Annotated in this window: 23 protein-coding genes; 7 read left to right on the plus strand and 16 right to left on the minus strand. The window is 73.0% G+C overall.

Annotation, left to right across the window (positions count from 1 at the left end):
- Positions 1-107: 107 nt before the first annotated feature.
- The 6 genes from ABZ808_RS03890 to ABZ808_RS03915 all read right to left on the minus strand — a co-directional run bounded on the left by ABZ808_RS03890 (position 108) and on the right by ABZ808_RS03915 (position 8,316).
- Positions 108-1,463, minus strand: coding sequence for a polysaccharide lyase family 1 protein (locus tag ABZ808_RS03890; RefSeq protein WP_357000510.1), 1,356 nt, complete (start codon positions 1,461-1,463; stop codon positions 108-110).
- Positions 1,464-1,540: 77 nt separating this feature from the next.
- Positions 1,541-2,719 carry a Gfo/Idh/MocA family oxidoreductase gene (locus tag ABZ808_RS03895; protein ID WP_357000513.1) on the minus strand — a complete coding sequence of 393 codons (1,179 nt, stop codon included), beginning with the start codon at positions 2,717-2,719 and terminating at the stop codon, positions 1,541-1,543.
- A gap of 25 nt (positions 2,720-2,744) precedes the next feature.
- Positions 2,745-4,238, minus strand: a complete 1,494-nt coding sequence (locus ABZ808_RS03900; RefSeq protein WP_357000517.1) for a mannitol dehydrogenase family protein — start codon at positions 4,236-4,238, stop codon at positions 2,745-2,747.
- Positions 4,229-5,533 carry an enolase C-terminal domain-like protein gene (locus tag ABZ808_RS03905; RefSeq protein WP_357000519.1) on the minus strand — a complete coding sequence of 435 codons (1,305 nt, stop codon included), beginning with the start codon at positions 5,531-5,533 and terminating at the stop codon, positions 4,229-4,231. Before ABZ808_RS03905 ends, ABZ808_RS03900 begins: the two co-directional genes overlap by 10 nt.
- Positions 5,530-6,963 carry a glucuronate isomerase gene (gene uxaC, locus ABZ808_RS03910; protein WP_357000522.1) on the minus strand — a complete coding sequence of 478 codons (1,434 nt, stop codon included), beginning with the start codon at positions 6,961-6,963 and terminating at the stop codon, positions 5,530-5,532. Before uxaC ends, ABZ808_RS03905 begins: the two co-directional genes overlap by 4 nt.
- Positions 6,964-6,987: 24 nt before the next feature.
- Positions 6,988-8,316: a Gfo/Idh/MocA family oxidoreductase gene (locus ABZ808_RS03915; protein WP_357000525.1), complete on the minus strand. Its 1,329-nt coding sequence runs from the start codon at positions 8,314-8,316 to the stop codon at positions 6,988-6,990.
- A gap of 239 nt (positions 8,317-8,555) precedes the next feature.
- On the opposite strand from ABZ808_RS03915, the gene ABZ808_RS03920 reads away from it, so the two are divergent.
- From ABZ808_RS03920 to ABZ808_RS03945, 6 genes are read left to right on the plus strand one after another with little or no spacing between them, the layout of a single operon-like run.
- On the plus strand, positions 8,556-9,686 hold the full coding sequence (locus ABZ808_RS03920; RefSeq protein ID WP_357000527.1) for a LacI family DNA-binding transcriptional regulator: 1,131 nt from the start codon (positions 8,556-8,558) through the stop codon (positions 9,684-9,686).
- Positions 9,687-9,705: 19 nt separating this feature from the next.
- Positions 9,706-11,052, plus strand: coding sequence for an extracellular solute-binding protein (locus tag ABZ808_RS03925; protein ID WP_357000530.1), 1,347 nt, complete (start codon positions 9,706-9,708; stop codon positions 11,050-11,052).
- A 31-nt stretch (positions 11,053-11,083) separates the two neighbouring features.
- Positions 11,084-12,067: a sugar ABC transporter permease gene (locus tag ABZ808_RS03930; RefSeq protein WP_357000532.1), complete on the plus strand. Its 984-nt coding sequence runs from the start codon at positions 11,084-11,086 to the stop codon at positions 12,065-12,067.
- Positions 12,067-12,966 carry a carbohydrate ABC transporter permease gene (locus ABZ808_RS03935; RefSeq protein ID WP_357000535.1) on the plus strand — a complete coding sequence of 300 codons (900 nt, stop codon included), beginning with the start codon at positions 12,067-12,069 and terminating at the stop codon, positions 12,964-12,966. The genes ABZ808_RS03930 and ABZ808_RS03935 overlap by 1 nt, the downstream gene beginning before the upstream one ends.
- The gene (locus ABZ808_RS03940; RefSeq protein ID WP_357000538.1) at positions 12,950-13,573 is read left to right on the plus strand and encodes a hypothetical protein; all 624 of its coding nucleotides are present in this window, start codon (positions 12,950-12,952) and stop codon (positions 13,571-13,573) included. The genes ABZ808_RS03935 and ABZ808_RS03940 overlap by 17 nt, the downstream gene beginning before the upstream one ends.
- Positions 13,570-14,517 carry a PmoA family protein gene (locus ABZ808_RS03945; RefSeq protein WP_357000540.1) on the plus strand — a complete coding sequence of 316 codons (948 nt, stop codon included), beginning with the start codon at positions 13,570-13,572 and terminating at the stop codon, positions 14,515-14,517. The genes ABZ808_RS03940 and ABZ808_RS03945 overlap by 4 nt, the downstream gene beginning before the upstream one ends.
- A gap of 51 nt (positions 14,518-14,568) precedes the next feature.
- Here ABZ808_RS03945 and ABZ808_RS03950 read toward each other — a convergent pair whose 3' ends face one another.
- The 9 genes from ABZ808_RS03950 to ABZ808_RS03990 are packed head-to-tail and all read right to left on the minus strand — an operon-like array spanning position 14,569 to position 23,264.
- On the minus strand, positions 14,569-15,348 hold the full coding sequence (locus ABZ808_RS03950) for a hypothetical protein (protein WP_357000543.1): 780 nt from the start codon (positions 15,346-15,348) through the stop codon (positions 14,569-14,571).
- Between the two features lie 31 nt (positions 15,349-15,379).
- Positions 15,380-15,841: a hypothetical protein gene (locus ABZ808_RS03955; RefSeq protein WP_357000546.1), complete on the minus strand. Its 462-nt coding sequence runs from the start codon at positions 15,839-15,841 to the stop codon at positions 15,380-15,382.
- Positions 15,838-16,767 (minus strand): hypothetical protein, encoded by a 930-nt coding sequence (locus ABZ808_RS03960; RefSeq protein ID WP_357000548.1) that lies wholly within the window; start codon positions 16,765-16,767, stop codon positions 15,838-15,840. The genes ABZ808_RS03955 and ABZ808_RS03960 overlap by 4 nt, the downstream gene beginning before the upstream one ends.
- On the minus strand, positions 16,764-17,279 hold the full coding sequence (locus ABZ808_RS03965; protein WP_357000551.1) for a phage tail protein: 516 nt from the start codon (positions 17,277-17,279) through the stop codon (positions 16,764-16,766). Before ABZ808_RS03965 ends, ABZ808_RS03960 begins: the two co-directional genes overlap by 4 nt.
- A complete protein-coding gene (locus ABZ808_RS03970) occupies positions 17,260-19,890 on the minus strand; it encodes a putative baseplate assembly protein (protein WP_357000554.1) in 2,631 nt (876 codons plus the stop codon). Before ABZ808_RS03970 ends, ABZ808_RS03965 begins: the two co-directional genes overlap by 20 nt.
- Complete coding sequence (locus tag ABZ808_RS03975) at positions 19,887-20,315, minus strand: GPW/gp25 family protein (protein WP_357000556.1); 429 nt, start codon at positions 20,313-20,315, stop codon at positions 19,887-19,889. Before ABZ808_RS03975 ends, ABZ808_RS03970 begins: the two co-directional genes overlap by 4 nt.
- A complete protein-coding gene (locus ABZ808_RS03980) occupies positions 20,312-20,650 on the minus strand; it encodes a hypothetical protein (RefSeq protein ID WP_357000559.1) in 339 nt (112 codons plus the stop codon). The genes ABZ808_RS03975 and ABZ808_RS03980 overlap by 4 nt, the downstream gene beginning before the upstream one ends.
- Entirely contained in the window at positions 20,650-22,245 is a 1,596-nt protein-coding gene (locus tag ABZ808_RS03985) for a contractile injection system protein, VgrG/Pvc8 family (protein ID WP_357000561.1), read from the minus strand. The genes ABZ808_RS03980 and ABZ808_RS03985 overlap by 1 nt, the downstream gene beginning before the upstream one ends.
- Positions 22,242-23,264: a hypothetical protein gene (locus ABZ808_RS03990; protein ID WP_357000564.1), complete on the minus strand. Its 1,023-nt coding sequence runs from the start codon at positions 23,262-23,264 to the stop codon at positions 22,242-22,244. The genes ABZ808_RS03985 and ABZ808_RS03990 overlap by 4 nt, the downstream gene beginning before the upstream one ends.
- A 692-nt stretch (positions 23,265-23,956) precedes the next feature.
- Between ABZ808_RS03990 and ABZ808_RS03995 the strand changes: the two genes are divergently transcribed.
- On the plus strand, positions 23,957-24,436 hold the full coding sequence (locus tag ABZ808_RS03995) for a hypothetical protein (protein WP_357000567.1): 480 nt from the start codon (positions 23,957-23,959) through the stop codon (positions 24,434-24,436).
- A gap of 754 nt (positions 24,437-25,190) precedes the next feature.
- Here the strand turns inward: ABZ808_RS03995 and ABZ808_RS04000 are convergent.
- Positions 25,191-25,673, minus strand: coding sequence for a phage tail protein (locus ABZ808_RS04000; protein WP_357000569.1), 483 nt, complete (start codon positions 25,671-25,673; stop codon positions 25,191-25,193).

A 25,673-nucleotide genomic window follows, 5' to 3' on the forward strand; every position in this document is an offset into this window, starting at 1 on the left:
GGCAACCAGGACGTCCCGGTGCGTGGTCGACTCCGTATCGCCGACATGGGGGTATCCGAGCACGCGGACACCGCCCTGTCGGCGACACGGAGTCGATCAACGGGCGGTCAGATCGGCAGTCGGTCGGCGCCGGCGAGCGGGCCGACCAGCAGCGGGACCAGCGGCGTCGGCAGGAGCGGGTCGCGGCGCAGCGTAGGCGTCCAGCCCGCGTCGGCACCAAAGTCGGGGTCGTGCACCGCGTTGTACGCCGCCAGCAGGTCGACCGGTCGGGCCAGGCCGGCGCCCCGGCGGACCCAGGATCCCCGCTCGGTCAGCGCCGTGCCGCCCCAGTCGTAGAGCAGGTCGGCCGGGTCGACCGCCGCGTCGAGCGTGAAGAAGTTGTTCTGCGCGTAGATCGCCGACTGGACACCGACGCCGAGCGCGTACTCGAAGGCGTCGCCGCCGAGCCGGTAGTGGTTGTTGTAGACGTCGACCTGCCCGAAACGCACCCGGGGCAGCCGTTGCAGGACACCGTCGAAGAGGTTGTGGTGCAGAGTGACCTTCAGCCGGCCCACGTCCGGGCCGACGGTGTTGGACGAGCCGATCAGCATCAGCTTGTCCCGTCCCGTGAAGCGGTTCCAGGAGGCGGTGACGAGGCTGGCGGTGTGCGTGACGTCCAGCGAGCCGTCGTGCACCTGGTACGGCCGTCCGAAGTAGGTCGGCTGCGCGCTGTCCGGGTTGTCGCCGTCGGTGAACGTGTTGTGGTCGATCCAGACGTGCTCGCTGCGGCGGACCGAGATCTGGTCGTACTGGCTGTTCCAGTTGCCGCTCTCGCCGTCGGTCGGTGACCAGGCGGGGAAGCAGTCCCGGGCGTCGGCGAAGGTCAGGTTGCGCACGACGACGCTCGACGCCCGGTCGATCATGAGGGTGAGGCCGGTCAGCCGTGCGCCACGCAGCCCGACGATCGTGGTGTTGGAGCCGACGTTGATCTGGGTCTGCCGGGTCTGGTTGGCCACCGAGCGCACCCGGGCTTCCTCCAGCGGCCCGGTCGGCGTCACCCGACCCCAGACCGCCGGGTCGTACGCGGCCAGGTAGGCGTCCAGCCGGTACTCCGGGTCGGCCAGGTCGGTGCAGCCCAGCGGCGTGCCGTCGGGTCCTTCGAAGCCGTCGACGGCACCGTCCACGTAGATCAGTTTCGGGGTGGCGTCGGTGGCGTTGCTGGCGTTGTCACCGCCCAGTGCGGCGATCAGCTCGGCCCGGTCGCGGACCACCCGGGTCCGCTCGGGCGCCGCCGTCGAGCCGCCGGTGGTGCCGGCGCCCTCGGCCGCCCAGCCGTCCCGCTCGGGCAGGGCCTGTCGCCCGAGCTGACGGGCAGACCAGGAGAGACGGTCGGCGGGGTCGGGGCGGCCGGCGGCCATGGCCGGCGCGGGTGCGGCACCGAGCAGAAGGGCGACCACAGTCGCGCCGGTGAGTGTTCTGCGCATCGTTTCTTCCCATCGCTGGTGGTGGAGGATCTGTTCCAATGCGGCCCGCAGAAGCTCGTCAGGTTGCCGTCGTTCCCTTAGCCGGTCAGCTCGGCGCGGTACGCCGGAGCCGCCCACGGCACCGCCAGCTCGCTCGGCAGCGCCCCCCGCTCGGCCGCCCGGCGCAGCACGTCGACGACGCCCCGCAGGTGCAGCACCCGGTCCGGGCCGTCGCCCACCGCCGTCACCAGGTCGCCGTCGAGCAGCCGGGGCTCCGGCGCGGCGCGCAACGCGTCCAGCAGCACAGTGAACGGCGCGGTACGGGCCAGCGGGGCGATCAACGGCACCCCGGCCGGGTCGGCGCGGTGGGCGAGCAGGTTCTCCAACAGCCCTCGCCGACCGGGGATCCGGCGGACCACCACGTCGTCGGGCAGCCGCAACCGGTCGGTCGGATATTCCAGCACGGCCTGTCCCGCCGCGCCGGTCACCACGACCTCGCCCGCCACGAACTCCTCGGCCGCGAGGGTGACCGCGGCCAGCACCGGCGGGCCGGCCCGGAACCGGACCCGCAGCACCGCCGTGTCCTCCACCTCGATCGGCCGCACCCGGTAGCGCTCCACCTCGATCGCGATCGGCCACGGTGGGGCGCCGCCGAGCGCCTCGGCGACCGCCAGGCACTGCATCACGGCATGCGCGAGCGGGTTGGCCAGCGCGCCGTCCAGCACCGGCCGGCCGTCCAGACTCCGCCGACCGGCCCACGGTGAGCGGGTGTAGTAGGCGTCCGGCCGCTGCCACGCCGCCACGGTCGCGATGCCGATGACCGTGCCGAGCCGGCCGGCCGACAGCGCGTCGGTCAGCGCGGTCAGCGCCGCCGAGCCGAGCGCCTGGAAGCCGACCTGCGCCACTCGCCCGGTCGCCGCGAGCGCCGCGGTTAGCTCCTCGTGCTCGACCATCGACAGCACCGGCGGCTTCTCCAGCAGCAGGTCCGCGCCAGCGGCCAGGGCGTCCCGGGCGATCGGCAGGTGGGTGTGCGGCGGGGTGCAGATCACGACCACGTCCGGCCGGGTGGCGGCGAGCATCGCCCGATGGTCGGTGAACACCTCCACCCCGGGTGGCACCGGCGCCGCCGGCTCGTCCTCGATGGGGTGGACGTCGACCAGGGCGACCAGCCGCAGCCGGCCGTCGGCGTGCAGCGGCGCGATCACCCGCCGGTGCCACCGGCCGTGCCCGTTCGCGCCGACAACTGCCACCCGGGGCGCCGGCGCCGCCCCGTTCACCGGCCACCGACCGGGCTCAGCCCGCTCACCGCGCACCGGCCAACGTCGCCTCGACGCCGTGTCGCTCCAGCGCGGTCAGCCAGGCGATCACCTCGGCGCGTACCTCGTCGTCCTCGGCCACCTCCACCGGGATGACCTCGCGCAGCGCGAAGACCGCGTCCACGGTGCCCGCCGGGCTCTGCGCTCCGGCGTCCAGGGCGGCCCGGATCGGCCCGGCGAGGGGATCCTGGAACGGCAGCGGCCGGCCGTCGTCGGCGTACCCCAGCGCGAAGCGCAGCCAGGCGGCCACGACCAGCGCGCCCCAGCGCGCGGACCGGCCGGCCGCGCGCAGGTCCACCACGGTGTGCAGGACGCGCTGCGGCAGTTTCTGCGAGCCGTCCATCGCGACCTGGAGGGTGCGGTGCCGGATCGCCGGGTTGGCGAACCGGGCGAGGACCTGCTCGCCGTAGTCGACCACCCGCACCCCGTCCGGCGGGGTGAAGCTCTCCGCCACGTCCTCGGCGATGAGCCGGCGCAGCACGTCGGTCAGGTGCGGGATCTCCAGCGCGTCGGCGATCGTCTCCCGACCGGCCAGCGCCCCCAGGTACGCCACGGCCGAGTGGACGCCGTTGAGCGTGCGCAGCTTCAAGCGTTCCCATGGGCCGGCGTCGCCGGTGAGGACCGCCCCGGCGTGCTCCCAGCCGGGCCGGCCGCCGGGGAAGTCGTCCTCGATCACCCAGTGGGCGTACGGCTCGGCGGCTACCGCCGCCAGGTCGCTCACGCCGAGCGACTGCCGGGCCGCCTCGATCGTCTCCGGGGTGCTGGCCGGCACGATCCGGTCCACCATGGTTCCCGGGCACGTCACGTTGGCGGCCACCCAGTCGACCAGCCCGGCCGGCACCCCCGCGGCCCGGCCCACCGCCTGGTCGACAAGGCCACGCAGCCGACGGCCGTTGGAGGGCAGGTTGTCGCAGCTCACCAGGGCAATCGGCCCGGCGTCCGCGGCGGCGCGGGCGGCCAGCCCGCGCAGCAGCAACCCCGGCACGGTGCCCGGCGGGCGGCCGCCGGCCAGGTCCGCGGCGAGCGCCGCGTCCGGGCACAACCGGCCGGTCACCGGATCGAGTTGGTACGCCTTCTCGGTGACGGTCAGCGTCACCACCCGTACCGCCGGGTCGGCGAGCAGCGCGACCACGGCGTCCGGGTCGCTCGGAGCGTGCCGCACCCCGCTCAGGGCGCCCACCACCCGGGTGGTGCTGCCGGCGGCCGAGAGGGCGCTGACGCTGAACAGGTTGTCCTGCGCGGTGAGCGCCTCGACCAGGGCGGTGCTGCGCGGGGCGACGGCCACGATGCCCCAGTCGCCGCCGGTCGCGCCGATCGCCGCCTCGGTGTAGACGGCCTGGTGCGCCCGGTGGAACGCGCCGAGCCCCAGGTGGACGACGCCCGTCGGCACGGTGCCCGGCCGGACCAGCGGTCGGGCCTCGACGGGCAGCCGGCGCAGCACACCCAGGCCGAGCCGGGACGCGCCGACGGTCACCGCCATGCCGGGCCGTCCGGGAAGCGGAACTCGGCGATCGACGCCGGCTTCATGGTGGCGCTGTAGCCGGGGCGCTCGGGCAGCAGGTACCGGCCGTCGCGGGTGCGGACCGGGTCGACGAAGTGCTCGTGCAGGTGGTCGACGTACTCGACCATCCTGCCGTCCAGCGCGGTGCCGACCCGCAGGTAGTCGAAGACCGCCAGGTGCTGGACGTACTCGCAGAGGCCGACACCACCGGCGTGCGGGCAGACCGGCACCCCGAACTTCGCCGCCAGCAGCAGTTCGGCCAGGACCTCGTTGACGCCGCCGACCCGGCACGCGTCGATCTGCATCACACCGATCGCCTCGGCCTGGAGCAGCTGCTTGAAGATCACCCGGTTGGCGGCCACCTCGCCGGTCGCCACCCGGCACCGGCCGCCGGTCAGCTCGGTCACCGCGCGGGCGATCCGGGCGTGCCCGAGGATGTCGTCGGCGTGCGTCGGCTCCTCGATCCAGTACGGGTCCACCTCGGCCAGCGTCGCCATCGCGGTGATCGCCTCGTCGACGTCCCAGACCTGGTTGGCGTCCATCATCAACAGCGCGTCCGGGCCGATCTCCTCGCGGATGATCCGAGCCCGGCGCAGGTCGTCGGCGAGCGGGCCGCCGACCTTCATCTTCATCGCCCGCCACCCGTCGTCGTACGCCTGCCGGGTCAGCGCCCGCACCTTGTCGTCGGGGTAGCCGAGCCACCCGACGGAGGTGGTATACGAAGGGAAACCGTCCCGCTCCAGCGTCGCCAACCGGTCGGCCAGGCCGTCGCGTCCCTTGTCGAGGATCGCGGCGGCGTCGTCCGGGGTGAGCGCGTCGGTGATGTGCTTGAAGTCGACGCTGGCGACCAGCTCGTCGGTCGGCAGCTCGGCGAGGAACCGCCACATCGGCTTGCCGGCGAGGGTGGCCCGCAGGTCCCACACCGCGTTGACGAGCGCCCCGGTCGCCATGTGGATGACGCCCTTCTCGGGGCCGAGCCAGCGCAGTTGCACGTCGGCGCTGAGCGAGCGCCAGAACGCGACCGGCTCGGCCGCGATCTCCTCGACCGTGCGCCCCCGGACGTGGTGGGCCAGCGCGCGGACCGCCGCGCAGGTGATCTCGTTGCCCCGGCCGTTGGTGAAGGTGAACCCCGCGCCGACCGGCCCGGCGTCGGTGCCGAGCTCCACGTACGTCGCCGAGTAGTCACCCCGGTTGATCGCGTCGGAGCCGTCGCCCCGCGCCGCGGTCGGGAACCGCACGTCGTGCACCTCGACGGAGGTGATGGTGATGGTCACTGGTCAGCGCCTCCGAAGTTGAAGACCCGCTTGGGCAGCCGGTACGCGAGGTCGACGATGGTCTCGGCGGCCTCGTCCATCGGCAGCCGGTGCTCGGCGACCAGCCGGGCCAGGAAGCCGGCGTCGACCCGGCGGGCCACGTCGTGGCGTACCGGGATGGAGCAGAACGCCCGGGTGTCGTCGACGAACCCGGTGGTGTTGTAGAAGCCGGCGCTCTCGGTGACCGTCTCCCGGAACCGGCGCAGCACCTCGGGGGAGTCCAGGAACCACCAGGGCGCGCCGAGCAGCAACGCGGCGTAGCCGCCGGCGAGGGGGGCCAGCTCGCGGGTGAAGGTGTCCTCGTCGAGGGTGTAGAGCACCACCCGCAGCCGGGGGTCGTTGCCGTAGCGCTCCAGCAGCGGGGCGAGCGCGTGCACGTACTCGGTCGCCTGTGGGATGTCCCCGCCGACGTCGCGGCCGTGCCGCGCGTGCAGCCAGCGGTTGTGGTTGCGCACCGCGCCGGGGTGCAGTTGCATGACCAGGCCGTCGTCGAGCGACATCCGGGCGAACTCCATCAGCATGTGCGCCCGGAACGCCTCCGCGTCGGCCGCGTCGGCCTCGCCGCGCAGGCCCCGGTCGTACAGCCGGGCGGCTTCCTCCGGAGTCAGGTCCAGGGTGCGCGCGGTGGGGTGCCCGTGGTCCGAGGAGGTCGCCCCGGCGGCGATGAACGCGGCCCGGCGGGCGCGCAGCGCGGCCAGGTAGCCGGTGTACGTGCCGGTGTCCTCGTCGGCCAGCGCGCCGAGGCGCTGCACGTTTGTCGACCAGCCCTCGAACTCCATGTCCACCACGTCGTCGGGGCGGAACGTGGTGACGACCCGGCCGCCCGGCCCGCCCCAGCCGTCGGCGGCGAGCTTGGCGTGCTGCCCGAGGTCGTCCAGCGGTGACTCGGTGGTGGCCAGCACCTCGATGTTGAACCGCTCGAACAGCGCCCGGGGCCGGAAGTCCGGCTGGGCGAGCCGCGCCGACAGCTCGTCGTAGAGGGTGTCGGCGGTGGCCGGCCCGAGCGGGGTGTCCACCCCGAACACGGTGCGCAACGTCTGCTCCAGCCAGAGCCGCGACGGGGTGCCCCGGAACAGGTGCCAGTGCGCGGCGAAGCGCCGCCAGATCACCCGGCCGTCGGTCTCCGTCGGGCTGCCGTCGCGGGTGGGCACCCCCAACTGCGCCGGGGGTACGCCCTGACTGAGCAGCATCCGGGTCAGGTAGTGGTCGGGCACGATGAGCAGCCGCGCCGGGTCGGGAAACGGCTGGTCCTGCGCGAGCAGGGCCGGGTCGACATGCCCGTGCGGCGAGATGATGGGCTGCTGCGCCGCGAGGGCGTACAGCTCCCGGGCCAGTGTGCGCTGGCCGGGCTCCGCGGGCAGGAGCAGGTCGGTGTGGTCGAACGTCGGCACGGAGAGGGACTCCTCGTCTCCTGGTCAGCGGGGGGTGAGCAGGTCGGCCACCCGGACCGGCTGCCCGGTCTCGAAGGACCGGTTGGCGGCCAGGCCGGTGAGCAGGGCCAGCGCGCCGTCCTCGGCGGTCGCGGCGCGGTCCAGTGGGTCGGGTTGGCCGCCGAGCAGCACCCCGGTCATCCGGGCGTCCGCGCCGCCGTGGCCATGCCGCGTACGGCCCTCGACCGGGATCTGCCGGGGCGGTGCCCAGAACGGGCGCACGGTGAGCGTCGCGCCGCCGCCCTCGGGTGCCGCCTCGACGCCGTGCAGGGCGGCGCCCTTGACCGCGCCGGCGGTGCCCCGGTCGACGAAGTCGTTCTCGGTGACCTCCAGCTCCAGCCGCCCCCGGCTGCCGTTGACCATCACCCGGTAGCCCTCCCACGGCGCGTACGCGGTGAGGTGGTAGGTCATCGTGGCGCCGGTGGAGTAGCGGGCCAGCACGGCCATGTCGTCCTCGATGCTGACGCCGGGGGCGAAGACGTTGCGGTCGCGCTGGTAGCCGTCCTCGGCCTCGGCGTCGAGGTACAGCTCGCGGAGCCGGGGGTGCGCGTCGAGCCGCAACGCGAACGGGTCGTCGGCGGCGGCGGGGGAGCCGTACGCGCGGTCGTAGTCGCGGGCGTAGCCGTGTCGGCGGCCGTCCTCGCCGTAGAAGAACAGCCGGCCGGCCGCGTACACCTCGACCGGGGTGGCCGCCAGCCACCAGTTGACCAGGTCGAAGTGGTGGCTGGCCTTGTGCACCATCAACCCGCCGGAGGTGGCCTTGTCGCGGTGCCAGCGGCGGAAGTAGTCGGCGCCGTGGCGCACGTCGAGCAGCCACTCGAAGTGCACCGAGCCGATCTCGCCGACCGCGCCGTCGGCGAGCAGCCGGCGCACCTGCTCGTGCAGCGGGTTGTAGCGGTAGTTGAAGGCGACGGTCACCCGCCCGCCGGTCTCGGCCACCGCGTCGAGGATCCGCCGGCAGCGCGGCGCGTCCACGGTCATCGGCTTCTCGGTGACGACGTCCCGGCCGGCGCGTAGTGCGGCCACCACGTACTCGTCGTGGGTGACGTCCACGCTGGTGACCAGCACGACGTCGACGCGCTCCTTGTCCAGCATCGCCGCGAAGTCGGCGGCCGGGTAGGTCGGCACCGGGCGGTGGCTCAGCTCGGTCAGCCACCTGTTGTGCGCGTCCATCCGGGCCTGGTTGACGTCGGCGAAGGCGACGAGTTCGGTGGTCTCGGCGTGGTCGAGCACCAGGGCGCGGACGAACATCTCGGCCCGCGCGCCGGTGCCCACGACGGCGTACCGGACCCGCCCGTCGGATCTCGGTGACATTCGGTCGCCTCCCCGGGTGATCCTGCAAAGGTTTGCAGTGAAGTAACCACGATCGATCCAACGTCGTCAACGACGGCGGCACAATCGGCGTCAAATGTCAGTGTTTGCGGGGTTGGATGTCACCACTGAGGACGTTGGCGCAACAGAACCGCAACCATTCACCGTTGACACTGGAGCAACCGTTTGCATTAATGGGCCACACCCACGTGACCGCCGCCACATCGGACGAAGGGGCCGCCGTGCCAGTCACCATCCGGGACGTCGCCCGCGCCTCCGGCGTGCACATCTCCACCGTGTCCCGCACCTTCTCCGCGCCGCACCTGGTCAACCCCGAGACCCGGGTCCGGGTGCTGGCCTGCGCGGAGGATCTGGGCTACCGGCCCAACCGAGCTGCCCGCGCGCTGATCACCGGCCGGACGCACAACATCGGGCTGATCATCGCGGACATCGCGAACCCGTTCTTCCCGCCGCTGATCAAGGCGGCGGAGAGCCAGGCCCGCAACCGCGACTACCACGTCTTCGTGGCCGACACCAATGAGGACCCGGCCGCCGAGGAGGAGCTGGTCCACGCGCTCGCCAAGCAGGTCGACGGGGTGCTGCTGTGCAGCCCGCGGATGAGCAACAGCCTGATCGAACAGCTCAGCCGCGAGGTGCCGCTGGTCGTGGTGAACCGTCAGGTGACCGGCCTGCCCTGCGTCCTGATGGACGTCGGGCAGGGCGCCCGCGCCGCGATCGAGCACCTGATCGGCCTGGGTCACCGCGCCATCGCGCTGCTCGGCGGCCCACGCAGCTCGTGGACCAACCGCGAGATGCGCCGGGCCGCCGCTGCGGCTGCCCGGGCCGGCGGCGCGGAACTGACCCTGCTCGGCCCCAACGCGCCCACCGAGACCGGTGGCTCCGCGGTGGCCGAGCAGGTGCGGCGCAGCGGCGTGTCGGCCGTGCTCGCCTACAACGACCTGATGGCGATCGGCCTCATCGAGGGGCTGGACGCGCTCGGGGTCCGGGTGCCGCAGGAGGTGAGTGTCGTCGGGGTCGACGACATCGCCCTGAGCCGGCTCACCCGCCCCAAACTGACGACGGTGGCCACACCCACCGGGGCCGCCGGCCGGACGGCCGTCGACATGCTGCTGCAACAGGACACCGAGTCACCGCGCGGTGCGCGGGGGTCCGGTGCCGGCACGGCGCTCGGCGTCCGTCGTACCACCGCACAGGTAATGCTCCAGACCGACCTGGTCATCCGCGACTCGACCGGCCCGGGCCCACACGCCCGACCGGCACGTCCCCTGGCCGCACCGCTTGGCCCGGACCCGCATTGCCCTGCGGGCCCGGGCATCCCGACCGCTGCCAACGGTGACGCCGTCGCCTCCTAATGCCGAGGAGTGAGCGCACATGCACCCCGCAACGCCTCCCACCACTGACGCGCCCGTCGGGCGCACTCACCGTACCCCTGCACCTCGGCGGCGGCTGCTGCGCGGCCTGCTCGCCGTGACGGTCGCCCTACCGCTGATGTTCTCCGCCGCCGCCTGCGGAGACGACGAGACCGCCGCCGACCCGAACGCCCCGGTCAAGCTCTCCATCTTCTGGTGGGGCGCCGAGGCGCGGGCCAAGCTGACCGAGGACGCCCTGGCCCTCTACACCAAGAAGAACCCGAACGTGACCTTCGAGAAGACCTGGCAGGCCAACCAGGGCTACTTCGACAAGCTGGCCACGCTCACCGCCGGCGGCAACCCACCGGACCTGTTCCAGATCGACGACAACTACCTGTCCGAGTACGCGGGACGCAACACCACGCTGGACCTGACCCCTTACCAGGAGTCCGGCAAGCTGGACACCTCCAAGTTCCCCAAGAGCCTCTGGCAGTACGGCGTGGTCGACGGCAAGCTCGCCGGCCTGGCCGCCGGGGAGAACACCCAGGGTCTGGTCTACAACAAGACGCTGCTGACCAAGAACAACCTGCCCGAGCCCACCACCGGGATGACCTGGGAGCAGCACATCGCCTGGGCCGAGGAGGTCTCGAAGAAGACCGGCGTGCCCGGCACCCAGGACCCGAGCGCCGACTACAAGGCGTTCTGGGTCTGGCTGCGCCAGCAGGGCAAGGACCTCTACAAGGGCAAGGAGTTGGGCTTCACCGCCGAGGACGTGACCACGTGGTTCGACCTGTGGAAGGGCGCCCGGGACCGCAAGGCCACCCCCACCCCCGACGTCATCCACGAGGGCAACTCCAGCGACATCAGCAAGCAGTTGGTGGTCACCGGCAAGTCGGCGACCTCCTGGGTGTGGGCCAACCAGATGCCGGACCTGAAGAAGAACACCAAGGACGAGCTGGGCGTGATCGCCTACCCGGGTGACCCGAGCGCGCAGTGGGCCCGGGCCTCGATGTACTGGTCGGTGTTCAAGGGCAGCAAGCACAAGGACATCGCTGTCGACGTGATCAACTTCCTGAACAACGACACCGAGGCGGTCAAGCTGCTCGGCACCGACCGGGGCCTGCCGTCCAACCTGGATCTGCGCCGGGTGGTCAGCGACGACACCACCGACCCGGCGATGAAGCAGTCCATCGCCGTCGAGGCGGAGCTGACCCAGAAGTTCGGCGAGTCCCCGCAGGTGCCGATCAAGGGACACAGCAAGGTCAAGTCCGAGCTGATCAAGGCCGCCGAGAACGCCCAGTACGGCCGCGCCACCCCCGCCCAAGCCGCCGCCCAGTTCGTCGAGGCGTGCAAGGCCGCGATCACCTGACCGCCCCACCAGGCGAGGAGAGGAGTTGTTCGTGGCGTTGACCACGGCACCCGACCCGACCCGACGCGGCCCCGGAACCGACCGGGCCCACGCCGAGAGGCGTGGGCCCGGGCGCATCCGGCACAGCGAAGGTCTGGCGGGGTACGTCTTCCTGTCGCCGTGGCTCATCGGCCTGATGGGTATCACGGCGGTCCCCATGCTGCTGTCGCTCTACCTGAGCTTCACCAACTACGACATCCTCACCCCCTTCTCCGAGGCGCAGTGGGTGGGGTGGGCCAACTACGAGCGGATGTTCACCGCCGACCCGTCGTACTGGCACTCGGTGCGGGTCACCCTGACCTTCGCCCTGGTCGCCGTACCGCTGAAGTTGGCGGCGGCGCTCGGCGTGGCGCTGCTGCTCAACCGCGCCTGGCGCGGCGTCGGGCTGTTCCGTGGCCTGTTCTACCTGCCGTCGCTGCTCGGCGGCAGCGTCGCGCTGGCCATCGTCTGGGTCAACATGTTCAACCGCGACGGCGCGTTCAACTCGCTGCTGAGCCTCGTCGGCATCGAGGGCAAGCCCTGGGTCAACGACCCGGACTGGGCCCTGCAGACGCTGATGGTGCTGGCCATCTGGCAGTTCGGCGCCCCGATGGTGATCTTCCTGGCCGGGCTCAAGCAGGTGCCCACCGAGCTGTACGAGGCCGCGTCGGTCGACGGTGCCAACCGGTTCAGCCAGTTCCGCAACATCACCCTGCCGATGCTCTCGCCGGTGATCTTCTTCAACCTGGTGCTGGAGACGATCAACGGCTTCCAGGGGTTCACCGCCGCGTTCGTGCTCAGCAACGGCACCGGCGGCCCGGTCGACTCCACCCTGATGTACACGCTGAACCTCTACATCACCGGCTTCACCGACCTCGAAATGGGCTACGCCTCGGCGATGGCCTGGGTGTTCCTGCTCGCCATCGCGGTGATCACCGCGATCTTCTTCAGCACCGGGCGGTTCTGGGTGCACTACTCCGACGGGGAGGACCGGTGATGGTGGCGGTGACCTCGACGGCCGGCACGCCGACTCCAACGGCGCCGGTTGCCCGCCGGCGACCCGGCGGTCGGCCGGTGCTGCGACTGCTGATCCTGCTGGCGATCGTCGCCGTGGTGCTCTATCCGCTGATCTGGATGGTGGGCACCTCGGTGAAGTCCCAGGAGGAGATCGTCAACAACATCGGGCTGCTGCCCGAGCGGTTCACCCCGGGCAACTACACCGACGGGTGGTCCAATTTCGACGTCAGCTTCGGCCGGTTCTTCCTCAACAGCGTGATGGTCAGCCTGCTCACCGTCGTCGGCAACGGGCTCTCCTGCCTCCTGGCCGCGTACGCCTTCGCCCGGCTGCGGTTCCGGCTGCGCGGCGTGTGGTTCGCCGTCATGATCGGCACGCTGCTGCTGCCCGGCCACGTGCTGATCGTGCCGCAGTACATCCTGTTCCGCACGCTCGGGCTGGTCGGCGGCGACTGGCCGTACCTGCCGCTGCTGATCCCGCAGTTCCTCGCCACCGAGGCGTTCTTCGTCTTCCTGATGGTGCAGTTCATGCGGGGCGTCCCACGCGAGTTGGACGAGGCGGCCCGGATCGACGGCGCCGGCCCGTACGGCATCTTTCGGTACGTCATCCTGCCGCTGAGCCGTCCCGCGCTGGTCACCACCGCGATCTTCTCGTTCATCTGGACCTGGAACGACTTCTTCCGGCAGTTGGTCTTCCTGTCCCAACTGGAGGACTACACCGTGCCGGTCGCGCTGACCCTGTTCATCGACTCGACCAGTCAGAGCGCGGTCGGGCCGATGTTCGCCATGTCGGTGCTGTCGCTGCTGCCGGTCTTCCTGTTCTTCGTCGCGTTCCAGCGGATGCTCGTCGAGGGGATCAACACCAGTGGCATCAAGGGCTGAAGCGGCCGACACCGCCGGGCGGCGGGACTGGCGCGACGTCGCCCGCGACGCCGCCGACCTGGCGCTGCTCGGCATCCTGCTGACACTCGCGGCGGCACCCCTGTTCACCGCCGCCGCGGCGGCCGGCACGGCCAGCGCGGCCGTGCACGACTGGACGCGTACCGGCAGCTGGCCGTCGGCGCGCACCACCCTGCGCCGGTTCGGCCGGTCGGTGCTGCCCGGCGTGCCGGTCAGCCTGCTCGCGCTCGCCGTGGCCGGGCTGCTCGCCGCCGACCTGGCGGCCCTGGCCACCGGCCGGGTGCCCGGTGGGGCACCGGCGCTGGCGGTGACCGCGCTGGTCACGGTCGGCCTGACCGGGTACGCGGGGCTGGTCGTCGTGGAGGTGGGCGGGTGCCGGCGGTGGCGGGCGGCGGCCCGCCGCGCCGCCCGCGCCTGCCTGGACGCGCCCACCCGCTGGGCCGCGTTGAGCGGGGTGACCGCGCTGGCCGGGCTGCTCGCCGTCCTGGTCACTCCGGTGGCGGTGCCGATCCTCGCTGGTTACACCGTGGCCGCCCTGCACGCCGTCGCCGGCCGCCGTCCGGTCCTGGCCCACCCGGAGCTGCCGTGAGCGCCGAGCCTCCGTCCCGCCACCGCGTCGCCGACCCCGGCCCGGCCACCACGATCGAGGAGCCCGCACGGCTGCTGGTCGACGGGACGGAGGTGGCCCGGTACGTGGTCGACCCGGCGTTGGACGCGCGGCACGGGCCCCGGCCGTACCTGCACCCGGTACGCACCCTCGGCGGCACGGTGGTCACCGACGCGCTGCCCGCCGACCACGTGTGGCACCTCGGCGCGTCCCTGGCCGTGCAGGACGTCAACGGCAGCAACCTGTGGGGAGGGCGCACCTACGTCCGCGACGTCGGCTACACGTGGCGCGACGACCACGGCGTCATCGCCCACACCGGCTTCACCGAGCGGGCCGCCGACCGGCTGGAACACCGGTTGGAGTGGCGCGACCCGCACGGGGCGGTGCTGCTCACCGAGCGCCGCCGGCTCACCGCCGTCCCGCTGACGGCGGGCGGACCGCTGGGCGGCGACGGCGAGTTGACCGGAGAGGGGCCGCCCGGGGGGTTGTCGGCCTGGCGGCTGGAGATGGACTACACGCTGACCGCCCCGGCTGGGCAGGACGTGCGGCTGGGCAGCCCGGCCACCAACGGCCGCCCCGGTGGTGCCGGTTACGGCGGGTTCTTCTGGCGGGCGGTCTCGACCGAACCGGCGTCGGTGTTCAGCGCCTCGGCGACGGGGGAGGAGGCGGTCAACGGCTCCGCCGAGCCGTGGGTCGCGTTGCGCGGTACCGGGCCGGACGGTAGGGCGTACACCCTGGTCTTCTCCGGTCTGGGGGACGGCGACCGGTGGTTCACGCGGACCGCGATGTATCCGGGCGTGGGGGTGGCCTTCGCGTTCGACCATCCGGTCACCATCGCGGCAGGCGCGAAGCGGCGGGGCCGCCACCGGGTGGTGATAGCCGACGGCGCGCTCGACCGCGCCACCGCCGCCGCCTCCACCTGTTGACCATGAAGTTGTAGCCACGACACGCCGTGCGGGTCGACAATAACTTCATGATCAACCGGAGGTGCCGCCGCCGCCGATCCGGGTGGGCAGGGCGGCCGTTACTCGGATGGCCTTGACGATCGCCGGGATCGAGCCGATCAGCAGCACCAGCCCCCAGATGATCGCGATCACCGCGAAGATCAGCGCCGCCACGTCGTCGACGATGCTGACCAGGATCACCGGCACCAGGTTGTGGAGGAACTCCAGCACGACCGTGCACAGCAGCGTGGTGAGGATCAGCAGCACGAGGCCCTTGTTCTGCAGGAAACGCGGCTGGGCCACCAGCAGCAGACCCGCCCAGAGCAGCTTGAGCAGCAGCGCCAACCCCAGCAGCACCGACGCTTCGCCGACCGGGAAGAACCCCCAGAGCGCCAGATACGCCAGGGTGCCGAACGGCACGGCCAGGAACAGCGAAACCATAATCATCAGCTCGACGAACGCGATGATCAGCGCGATCAGCCCGACGATGATCAGGATGATCGAGAAGATCAGGCCGGCGACGCCCTGCACCCGGCCCTGCACTCGCTCGGGCAGCAGCAGGCCCAGGCAGAACAGCCCGGTGCTCCAGACCGCCACCGCGTCGATCAACGCCAGATAGCCGGTGCCGCGACCGGACGGCTCGCTGACGCCGGACACGTCGCCGATCTCCACGTCCAGTTCCCCGGCGCTGTCCGCGAGGGCCGCGCCGGCGTCGGCGCCGCCGAGCAGCAGCCCGGCACCCAACTCCACCCCGATCGCCAGGACGATGGCGAGCATGGCCAGCAGCAGGAACGGCTTGCGCAGGTCACCCACGACGGCACCTTCCTCTCAGGTCACGATCGGGTCAGGACGTGGCCACGACGACCGTGCAGCCACCGAGGCCGGGGCAGGTCAGGCCCACCTCGGTGGCCTGGTCGACGGCGACCTTCGCCACCGCGCCCGTGCCGTCCGACGCCGGCTCGACCTCGTCGCGGATGGTGAGGTCGGCGTCGCCGGGCGCCGGTGCGACGACCGTGAACCGTGCCGCGCTGCGGAGCACCAGGGTGCGCAGCCCACCGGGGTCGGCGACCCGCACCACGCAGCTGCCGGAGAACACCAGCCGGCCCGGCTCGTCGGCACAGTCGGCGCTGACGGTCGCCGGGTCCACCGCGGCACGCTCGCCGCCCAGCGCCCCCAACCGGTCGACCAGTCCGTGCCGGGCACCCGGATCGCCCTGGTCGTCGCGGCCGGTGCCCGCCGCGACCACGAACAGCGCCACCAGGGCGACGGCGAGCAGCCCCAGCAACGCCTTCTGCCGGCCACTCATCGCGGGACGGCCTGCGCCAGGATCTCGGTGAACCGGATCTCGTCGACGCCCGCGAAGTAGCGGTTGGTGCCCTGCGTCTTGCCCACCACCAGCAGGGTGACCTGGTGCGGACCCTTGGTCAGCCGCACCGTGCCGACGTCCAGGAACTCCGTCTTCTGCACCTTCGGGGTGAAGCCGAGGAACGTCCCGCCGACCTGGTCCCCGTCGATGACGAACACGGTGTTGGCGTAGTCGAACGAGGTGGTGCGTACCGCGGCGAACCGCCAGGTGCCGTCGGCCGGGATCTGTACGGTCACGGTGACCTGGTCGCCGACGGCCAGCCCCTGAAAGAAGAGTTGTTCGTCGCCGGACCAGGTCACCGCGCAGCAGTTGGGCTGCGCCACCACGACCGCGCCGCTCGTCCGTGGGGACTCCACCACCGCCGCGTCCGCCAGGCTCTCCGCCTCGACGGTGACCACCCTCGGCTCGCCGGGGGCCGGCTCGCCGTCGCGGGTCAACAGCACCACCCCGACGGTCACCACCACCAGCACCATCGCCGCCGCGGCGGCGATCCACAACCATGGGGTACGCCGTGGCGGCGCGACCGCCCGCACCTCGTACGTGACCCGGCCGCTGGAGCGGGAACTCTCCTCCGGCGCGGTGTTCGCCGAGTACGCGAACCCGGTCATGTCGTAGCGCCGGGGCGGGGTGCCGGCCGGCACGGCGAGCTTGACCAGGAACGACACCGAGCCCTGCCCGGGGACCACCCGCTGCGGCTCGGCGACGGTGAACCACGCCCGCTGGGAACCGTCACCGGGCGCGACGTCGAACACCACGGTGTCCGGCGCGTTGCCCGGGTTGGAGACGGTGAAGGTCAACTCGCCGCTGTTGCGCGGGTCGAGGGTGAACTGCTCGGCGGCGGCGACGACCGCCCACTCGGTGGTCATGACGACTCCTCTTCCAGGACGATCTCGGCGGTGGTCGAGGCGGGTTTCTCCGCCTCGACGATGCGGGTGACCACGGCGAGCTGGCCGGCGGCGGCGGCCGGCACCCGCACCACGACGTGGAAGGGCTGCTCGGCGGGCTCGTCGATGGTGAAGCCCGGCACGCCGGTGGCCAGCTCAAGGGCCCGGCGCATCCCGTACGGGGTGCCGCGCCACCGGGCCAGCAGCGCCCCGTTGGCCACCAGGTCACGCAGCCGGCCCACCGGCAGCGGCAGCGCGGCGTCCGGTCGGGGTGCGGCCACCACGTGGTCCATCGCCACCCAGCGGGTCAGCCGCACGACCAGATGGTCCGGCGCCCGGTACGGGTCGAACAGGGCGTCCACCTCGGCGAGGATCGCCTCGTCCGGGGCGTGCAGCCCCTCCATCACGTCCAGCAGCGCCCAGAGCACGCTGCCCGGCACACACGCCCGCTGGTACGCGGCGGGCAGCAGCCGCTCAATCGCCGAGCGTCGCATCCTGGCGCACCACCTCGATGTCGTGCTCGCCGGAGCAGAGCAGCCAGGTATCCGGGACGGTCACCACGTCGGCGGTGGCCTGGTTGGCGCTGGGGGTCCAGTCGACGGCCCCGGTGCTGCGGTGGACGCCGCGCTCACCGCCGGCCAGGATCAGCCGCTCGGCCGTGCCGCCCGTTGCCGCGCCACTGGCTGCCGCGCCACTCACGGCGATGGCGTCCACCGGCACGAACCGGGTCCGGTCGCGCAGTGGCAGCCCGCAGTTGACCGACACCGGTTGCCACTGCGGCTGCGCGGCAAGGGTGTCCAGCCGTAGCACCCCGCCGCTCTGCGTGGCCGCCAGCGCCATCGGGCCGGAGAACGCGAGATCCCGGCAGGTGCCGCCGATCCACCCGGCCTGCACCGACTGCCACTGCACGTCCGACTCGAACAGCCGGGTGCGGTGGCAACCCTGCCCGGGTTTCTTCGGGTCCGGCTCACCGGCGCCGCTCCACAACAGCGTCGCCGGGCCGTCGTACTGCACCGACAGCACCCGGTTGTCTACATTGGAGAGACCGACGTGCGCGAAGCTGCCCGGCCGGCCACCGGCCGTCGACAGGTACACCCCGAAGCTGGCCTGCGCCGCCACCGCCACACCGGGGGCGCCCCGCTCGGAGACGAACGCCCGCACCGCGTAGAAACCCCGGTCGGCGTCGGACGGGTCGACGAGGATCTGCAACGGCACCGCGCCGGGCAGCAGCGACACCTCGTACAGGCCGGTGTCGGTCGCCACCAGCAGCGCGCCCGCGCCGTCGCGGTCCAGCCACGCCACGTCGGAGATGCGCGAGTCCAGGTCGGTCAGCAGCGACCACGTCTCACCTAGGTCGGTGCTCAGGTGCACCCGGGAGCCGCCGGACGCGCGCAGCGTCACCACGGCCACCGAGCCGGGACGCGGCACGATGCCCGGCCGCACCGGCGCGGGCGCGGGCGCCACCCGCAGCACCGTCTCGTCGTCGAACCGGCCGGTCGGCTCCCAGCCCGCGCCAGCGTTGCTGGAGCGGAACAGCACCGGCCCGCGCCCGGCATACCAGGTGCGGGGCTGGTACTGGTCGACGGCGAGGGCGCGTACCTCCGCGTCGGGTGCCTCGTCGACCACGAACCGCACCGACTCGACGTAGCGCACACCCGGCTCGGCGTGCTCCAGCAGCCGGTACACGTTGGACGCCCGCAGCGGCTCGCCGAACGGCCAGCCCGTCGGATTGAGCGCGGTGGGCAGCGGGCTCAACGTCTGGTGCAGCCGGTCGTGGATCCGGCGACGGACGGCGTCCACGTCCTCCTCACGCCGCACCACCACCCGGGCGCGCACCGACACCGCCTTGAACCGGGCCCACGTCGCCCGGGACCGGATGCCCACCATCCGGCGCTGCTCCAGATCCGCCTCCACGCGGTGCCGCGCCTCGGGCACCTCGTGCTCGCGCAGCACCGCCACCGACAGCCGGCCTCCCGGGCGGGCCTCCGGCGGGACGTACGGCACCAGCACCACCTCCACCTCACCCGGCCGGGCGAAGCTGTACACCGCGGCACGGGTGAACGCCCGCGCCCGCGCGACCGCGCCCGAACTGGTGGCCAGCACCTCGAAGTCGCGGGCGGTGACCGCGCGCTGCTGGGCGAAGAACTCGTACGGGCCGCGCAGCAGCACCGACTCCAGCGCCTCCATCTCCCGCCCGCCGGCGGCCGGCGTGGGGTTGTCGACGCGTACCCCGGGTAGGGGGTCGCGCAGGCTGGTCAACGTGCCGGCCGCCACGTTGCCGGTGGGCCCGCCGCCGGCCCGGTACCAGAGCCGGACCTGCCGCCCGGCCGGCGGCACCGCCGCCACCGTGACGACCGTCGGGCCGGCCGGCGCGGGCTCGCCGGGCGGGCGCAGGTCGAGGGCGGGGGCGAAGGTGATCGTGCCCGAGCAGCGGTCCACCAGGTACGCCTTGGCCTGCGGGCCGAGCCCGGCGAAACTGTCCACCGGCCGCCAGATCTCGAACGTGCGCCCGTCGTGCTCGCGGGCCGCCGTCCCCAGCTCCACCGAGCCGGCCGGCACCTCCACCCCGAGCAGCAGGTCCAGCGGCTCGGCGGTGTGCGCCAGCGGGGCCTGGGACGCTCGCAACACCTGCCCCGGCTGGCCGGTGCCGACACCCAGCAGTTCCGCCTCCACCGGCTCGCAGTGGTGCATCCGGACCGTCACCGACGCCTCGCCGGCCGGCAGCAGCGCCGGCTCGGTGGTGACGAACACGACCGGCCGGGGATCCGCGCCGCGCGCCGCCGCGACCCGCAGGCCGGCCGGGATCCGCACCGCGCCCCGGTCGGTACCGCTGCGGGTGAACCGCACGTCCGCCCAGGCCGCCGTGGGCGCGTGCCGCGCCACCCCGAGCAGGTTCAGAAACGAGACGTACGCCTTCTCCGGCAACTGGTTCAGCCGGTAGATCATCACCTCGGTCAGGTGCGCGAACGCCTCCACCAGCGCCATGCCCGGGTCGTGCGCGGACAGGTCGGTCCAGGCCGGGCAGGACTGGCGGATCCGCTCGCGGGCCTCGGTGACCAGGTCGAGGAACCCACGGTCGTCCAGGTGCGGCACGGGCAGCGTCATGACGGTCCTTCCGGGTCGTCGGCGGGGAGCAGATCCACGGAGAACACCAACTGCCCGGGCGTCAGGCTGGCCCGCACCCGGTAGTCCAGCCGGATCACCAGCCGCCACGCGTCGTCCGGGTCCGGCCCGGCGTCCACATCGATCACCTCGACGCGGGGCTCCCAGCGGGCGATGGCCTGCCGGACGTAGTGGATGGCCAGGCCGGCCGTCGTGTCGTCGTTGGGCGCGAAGATCAGCCGGTGCAGCCGTGACCCGTACCCGGGCCGCATCAACCGCTCGCCCGGAGTGGTCGACAACAACAGACACAACGCCTGGCGTACGCTCTCGTCGCCGTCGGTCATGGCCAGGCCGCCCGCGGCGGTGAGCGCCAGCCCGCCGGTACGGCCGGCGTCGAAGCCGGCGCCCACGAACCGGAACGCCCTCACCGGTCCGCCCCCAGGAACCGCTGGCGCGGGTCACGCACCGTGTGCTTGACGAGCCCTGGCGGCGTGCCGTTGGTGAACCCCTCCAGGTGCGACAGCACCACCCGGTGCCCGTCGACGCGCAGCCAGTCGCTGTAACCGACCCGGACGGTGAGCGTGTTCGTGCACGGCTTGATGGTCGGGCCGTAGTTCGGGCAGGCGACGATCTTCCGGCCCTCCGGGTCGTCGTCCACCAGCACCGGCACGGCGGTGACGGTCACCCACCGCTGCGACGGCTGGTTCTCGACCCGGCCGTCGTGGTCACAGGTGATCACCGAGTCGCGGTGGATCCAGCGCATCAGCCGCCTCCCTCGTGATGTGCGCGGGCGAGCGCACGAGCGCGCTGCGCCGCGGTGGTCGGATCCTCGGGCGATTCGGCGTGCAGGAAGTCCACGCTGCGGGCGCGGACCACCATGGCCTGCCCGGGCGCGGAGATCACCAGGTCGGTCGCCGCGTGCAGGGTCGCCAGATCGGGCGTCAGCTCCAGGAAGCTGCCGCCCTCGGTCCCCAGCCGCAGGCTGCGCTGGACGTCGTCCACGACGATCGACTGCCCACCTGCGGTGCGCAGCGACCAGCGTCGGGCCCGCCCGTCGTCGATGCCCGCGTCGTACGGCTCGACGGCGCCGAAGAGCGAGCCCAGCACGATGCCCGAGGCCGGCTCGCCGCCCGGCAGCACCACCAGCACGGTGTCGTCCGGGTCGGGCAGCGCCACCAGCCCCTTCCCGCGCCCCGCACCCGGGCAGAGCACGCCGAGCCAGCCGGCGTCCAGGTCCCCGTACGCCGGCAGGGTCAGCCGTACCCGGCCCAGCCCGTCCGGGTCGGCGACGTCGGTGACGGTGCCGAGCGTGACCACCGCACCGGCGCTCGTCGGATGGGACGGTGCTGCCGGCGGCACGGTGGAGAACCGGGTCAGGTGCCCGTTGCCGTCCACGGTGTGCACTACCTCGGTCAGCACGTACGCCCCGGCGACCGGGTCCGGCACGCCGGTCAGCGCGATCCGTCGGCCCGGCCGCAGCGCCGGATCGCCGTCGGCCACCCCCTCGGCGGTGACCAGTGCGGCGGCGCGCGTGTCCAGCCGTGCCTGGGCCAGCGCTGCCAACTCGTCGTCGCTGCGGCCGGGCTGGTCCACCGCCGTGCGTACCCCGTCTGCGCCCACGTCGGCCGGGTCCGGCCGGTCCCGGGCCGGCCGCCCGCAGCGCGCCTCGTCGACCTGCTGGCTGATCGGCTCGGCCCGCTGCGGATGCCAGCCCAGCGCCGCGCTCGCGCCGCTGGCCTGGTCGGCGTTCGTAGCCAACCGCAGGGTGTGCACGTCCACGCCGAGAGCCAACGCGACCGGCTCGCCATAGCCGGCCAGGGTGATCAGGCGTACCCCGTCGCCGTCGGCGGCCAGGTGCAGCCCGGCCCGGCCGGTCACCTCGCACAGCAGCTCAAGGTCGCTGTGCCGGTGCTGCAACAGACGCTCCAGCCGTGGCCCGTCGCTGTCGGCGGTCACGCTCAACCCCACCTCGCCGCACAGCTCACCGGCCAGTTCGGCCGCCGTCACCGACGTGAAGACCCGCAGCCCCTGCCGCTTGCGCAGCCGGTGCAACGCGTCGTACGCCCGCAGCCGCAGCACCGCCGCGCCATCGGCGGCGTACTCGACCTCCACGCAGGTGACCTCCCCGGTGAACAGCGCGTCGGCATGGTCGGCGAGCCGCACGCCGAGGGTCGTGCCTGGCCGCACCGGGGGGTCGAACGCGCCGATCCCGGCGCCGGTGGCGAGCACCAACTCGGCCTGGGTGGGCTGGTCGAGTCGCGCGGACACCCGCAGCGAGCGGACCCGCTGGCGGGCCGCTGCGCTCAGCTCGGCGCCGTCCAGCAGGACGGTCAATGCCCGGGGCGCGATGCTCGTCATGGCGTACCCCCCGGGTCGGTGCTCGGGTTGGTGCCGCTTGGCTCGGTGCTGCTCGGGTCGGTGCCGCCTGGGTTGGTGCTGCCGGGGCTCGGGCTGGTTGGGGTGGGGGTGGGTGTGGGGCTGGTGGTCGGGGACCAGCCTGCGGCGGTGGCGACGGACGTGCCCACGAACGACGCGCCGGCGCCCACCGCGCCCGCCACCGCCCGGGCCATCCCGGTCAGCGTCAACCCGCCGCCGCCGTCCGTGCCCCCGATGCCCCCGCCGCCGATGCCGCCGCCCCCGATGCCGATGCCGCCGCCCGGCGTGCTGGTGGGGGGCGGGACGGCCAGTGTGGTGCCGGCCGGCACCGCCAGCGGATCGGTGATCCGGTTGTGTTCGGCCAGCAACCGCCAGCGCAGCGGCGACCCCAGCGCGTCGTTGGCCAGCAGATCGAAGCGCACCCCGGTGCGGCCCGGCTCGGCGGCACCGTCACCGGCGGCGACCACCGCGCTGCCGGGGGCGGCGGTCGGGGTGCTCGCGGCGGCCAACTCCTCGGCGAATCCGGCCTCCGCCTGGTCGGCCGTCTCGGCGGCCCGGACCAGCTTCAGCCGCAACCAGGAACGCCGCGGTGAACCGGTACCGGTGAACGCGTCGAACCGCTCGGCCACCGCGATGATCACGCCCGGCACGTTCCAGGTCTTGCCCCAGACCAGCCGCACCAGCGGCGGTCGCAGCCACCCGTGCTCGGCGCTGGAGTTCTCCGCCAGCATCCACAACGGACGGGTGAGCACCCGCACGTCGGCCGGGCGGACCTGCGCCTCCACGAAGTCGACGTCGAAGAGCAGGTCGAGCACCAGCTCGGTGCGACCGCCTCCGGTGAAGACCAGCGGATCGTCCGCCAGCCCGGACCCGGTGAGCTGCCCGCCGGCCACGCCCCGATGGCGTACCCCGGCGAGCCTGGTCACCTGCACGGTCTCCGGGTTGAGCAGGCAGTCCACCCGCTCCCCGGAGGAGTCGATGAGGAAGGCGACGCGTTCCATCAGCCGCCCGCCTGTTCCCGATCCAGCCGGTCCACCTGGGTCGCGCCCAGCGTCTCGCCGGGCACCGCCCACAGCGGTCGGTCATCCGGCAACGCCGGCCACGGGTCGGCAGTCCTGGACGCCCATCCGCCGTTCCTCAGTCCATCGGCCCCGCCAGTCGCAGCGGCCCGCTGTCCGGGCCACACCGTCTCGTCTGGCAGCGCAGGCCAGGGCCCGCTGCCGGCGGCGCGAGCCACCTCAAGCGGCCCGCCGCCAGCCCCGCCCTTAGCGCTCGCTGCGGCGACGCCGCCACCACCCGCTACGAACCGGCTACCCAAGCCGCCTCCAGCTACGAACCCGGCGCCGGCGGCAAACCCCGCACCTACCGCAAATCCAGTCCCTGCCGCGAGCGCCGCCCTCGCTGTCGACCCGTTCCGTGCCGCGAGCCCGGCCCCTGCCGTCAACCCGGCCTCTGCCGCGAGCCCGGCTTCTGGTGTCAACCCTGCGGCGGTCGCCCCGGAACCTTCGACGGCCCTCGTACCGGGCGGCCTCGCGCCCGCCGCGAACGCGGCAGCGGCCGAACCGCTCTGCCCGGCCGGCCAGGGGACTTCGCGCGAACCCCGTTCAGACCATCCGCCGTCCACCGCCGACCTGCCGAGATCACCACGAGCGCCCGGATCATTCGGTGCGAACCGATCGCCCTCGACTCCGCGATGGCCGCCCCGGACTCCACGCTGACCGCCCTCGACTCCGCGTTGGTCGCTCTTGACTTCGCGCTGGTCGCCTACGACTCCGCGTTGGCCGCCGCCGATTCCGTGTTGCTCGCCCTCGACTTCGCGCTGACCGCCCTCGACTCGGCGTCGGTCGCCCTCGACTGCGCGTTGGTCGCCGCCGATCCCGTGTTGCTCGCCGTCGGCTGCGCGTTGGTCGCCGTCGATTTCGCGTTGGCTGTCGCTGGACCGCCGCTGGCCGCTCGCCAAGCCGCGCTGGTCACCAGGCCATCGTGTGTCGTGCCCGAGCCCTCGCGGGTCGTCCTGGAAGGCGCGCGGGTTGCGCCCGAACTCGCTTCGCTCGCCTCCGAACCCTTCGTCACCGCCCTCGTGCGCGGTCGCCCCCACCGAACGCCCTCGTCCACCCGATGCGGAGCGCCCCCAACCCCGCAAACCCGTCCCAAACCAACCCCAGCCCCCTGAGTACCGACCGCCGTCCGGGGTCGCAGCAGATCTTGGAAGGAAACCGCCCCTGGAGGGGCCGGAATCTTCCAAGATCTGCGCTGGCCAGTCGGACGGGGGGCGGGTACTGGTGGGGTGGGGGACTGCGGGGCGGATCGTCGGGCGGGTTCGCGTGGTGGATTCTCTGGCTGGGGCGGCAGAGTGACTCCCTGTCGAGCTGCCACGGTCGGTCGAACTGGCCATCCACGAGCGTCCCAGCGGCATTCCGCCGCTCGCCGGGTCACCCGGCACACCGAAACCGTCAGCTCCACCGACAACAGCCGAGCCGGCCACGCCGAGCGAGCTGCTGGTGCCTGACTCCGGGAACCTAACCTCCGCCGCGACCGGGCCCGCCGGATCGGCGGGGGACGGCCGTCCCGGGCCGACGTCTTCGCTGGCCCACCCGGTCGAATGGGGTACGCCGGAGCGTTCGTCCTGGTGGCCGGTTGGGGGCCGGTCGAGGTCCAGTTCGCGCAGCAGCCCGGGGGCGTGGGCCGCGACGAGGTCCAGCCAGTGCCGCGGTGGTTCCCCGAACCGGCGTGGCGTTGCCTCGCGGACGTCCGTCGGCGCAGGCCTGCCCGAGGCCGGGCCGGGTAGCACGGTCAACCGGCTCTGCGCCGACGGCCGATCCGACGGCCGATCCGATGGACGGTGCGTGGTCGCGTCGGCGTGCTCGACCTGGCCGGCGAGGCGCAGCACCGCCCCGGCGGCCGAGCGCAGCTGACCGGCCAGCCAGCTACGCGGGGGTCGGCGCGGTGGCACCGCCGGACTCCAACTCAAGGCCTTCGTAGCGCAGCGTCAGCGACGCGACGGCGATCTCGTGGCTGAGGGTGTTGAGGTGCGCGCCGCGCCACCGGGTGGGCCAGGCGTCGATCAGGTTCCAGCGCAGCACCTCGGCGGTGCCCACGGAGTCCAGCAGCACCACCGACACGTTGCGGCGGTTGAGGGTGCCCTGGGCGGTGGCGTTCACCCAGTCCCACAGCTCGCGGGACGCGGTGAGGCCGAAGTGCAGCGTCACCGGCTCGTACTCGGCCTGGCCGGGCACCATCCGCATCCGGCCGAGGCCGTGCTCGCGGTACGGCTGCCCGGGGATGTTCACCTCCAGCCCGCTCATCTCGGTGAAGTGGCCGTTGGTGACGCCGTTGATGAGCAGCCGGAAGTTGTACGCCCGGTACGGGTCGACCGGGGCGCCGGGCTGCGGGGTGGCTGTGGTGGGCAT

Source organism: Micromonospora sp. NPDC047527 (assembly GCF_040643015.1).
In the GTDB taxonomy this organism is placed as follows: domain Bacteria; phylum Actinomycetota; class Actinomycetes; order Mycobacteriales; family Micromonosporaceae; genus Micromonospora.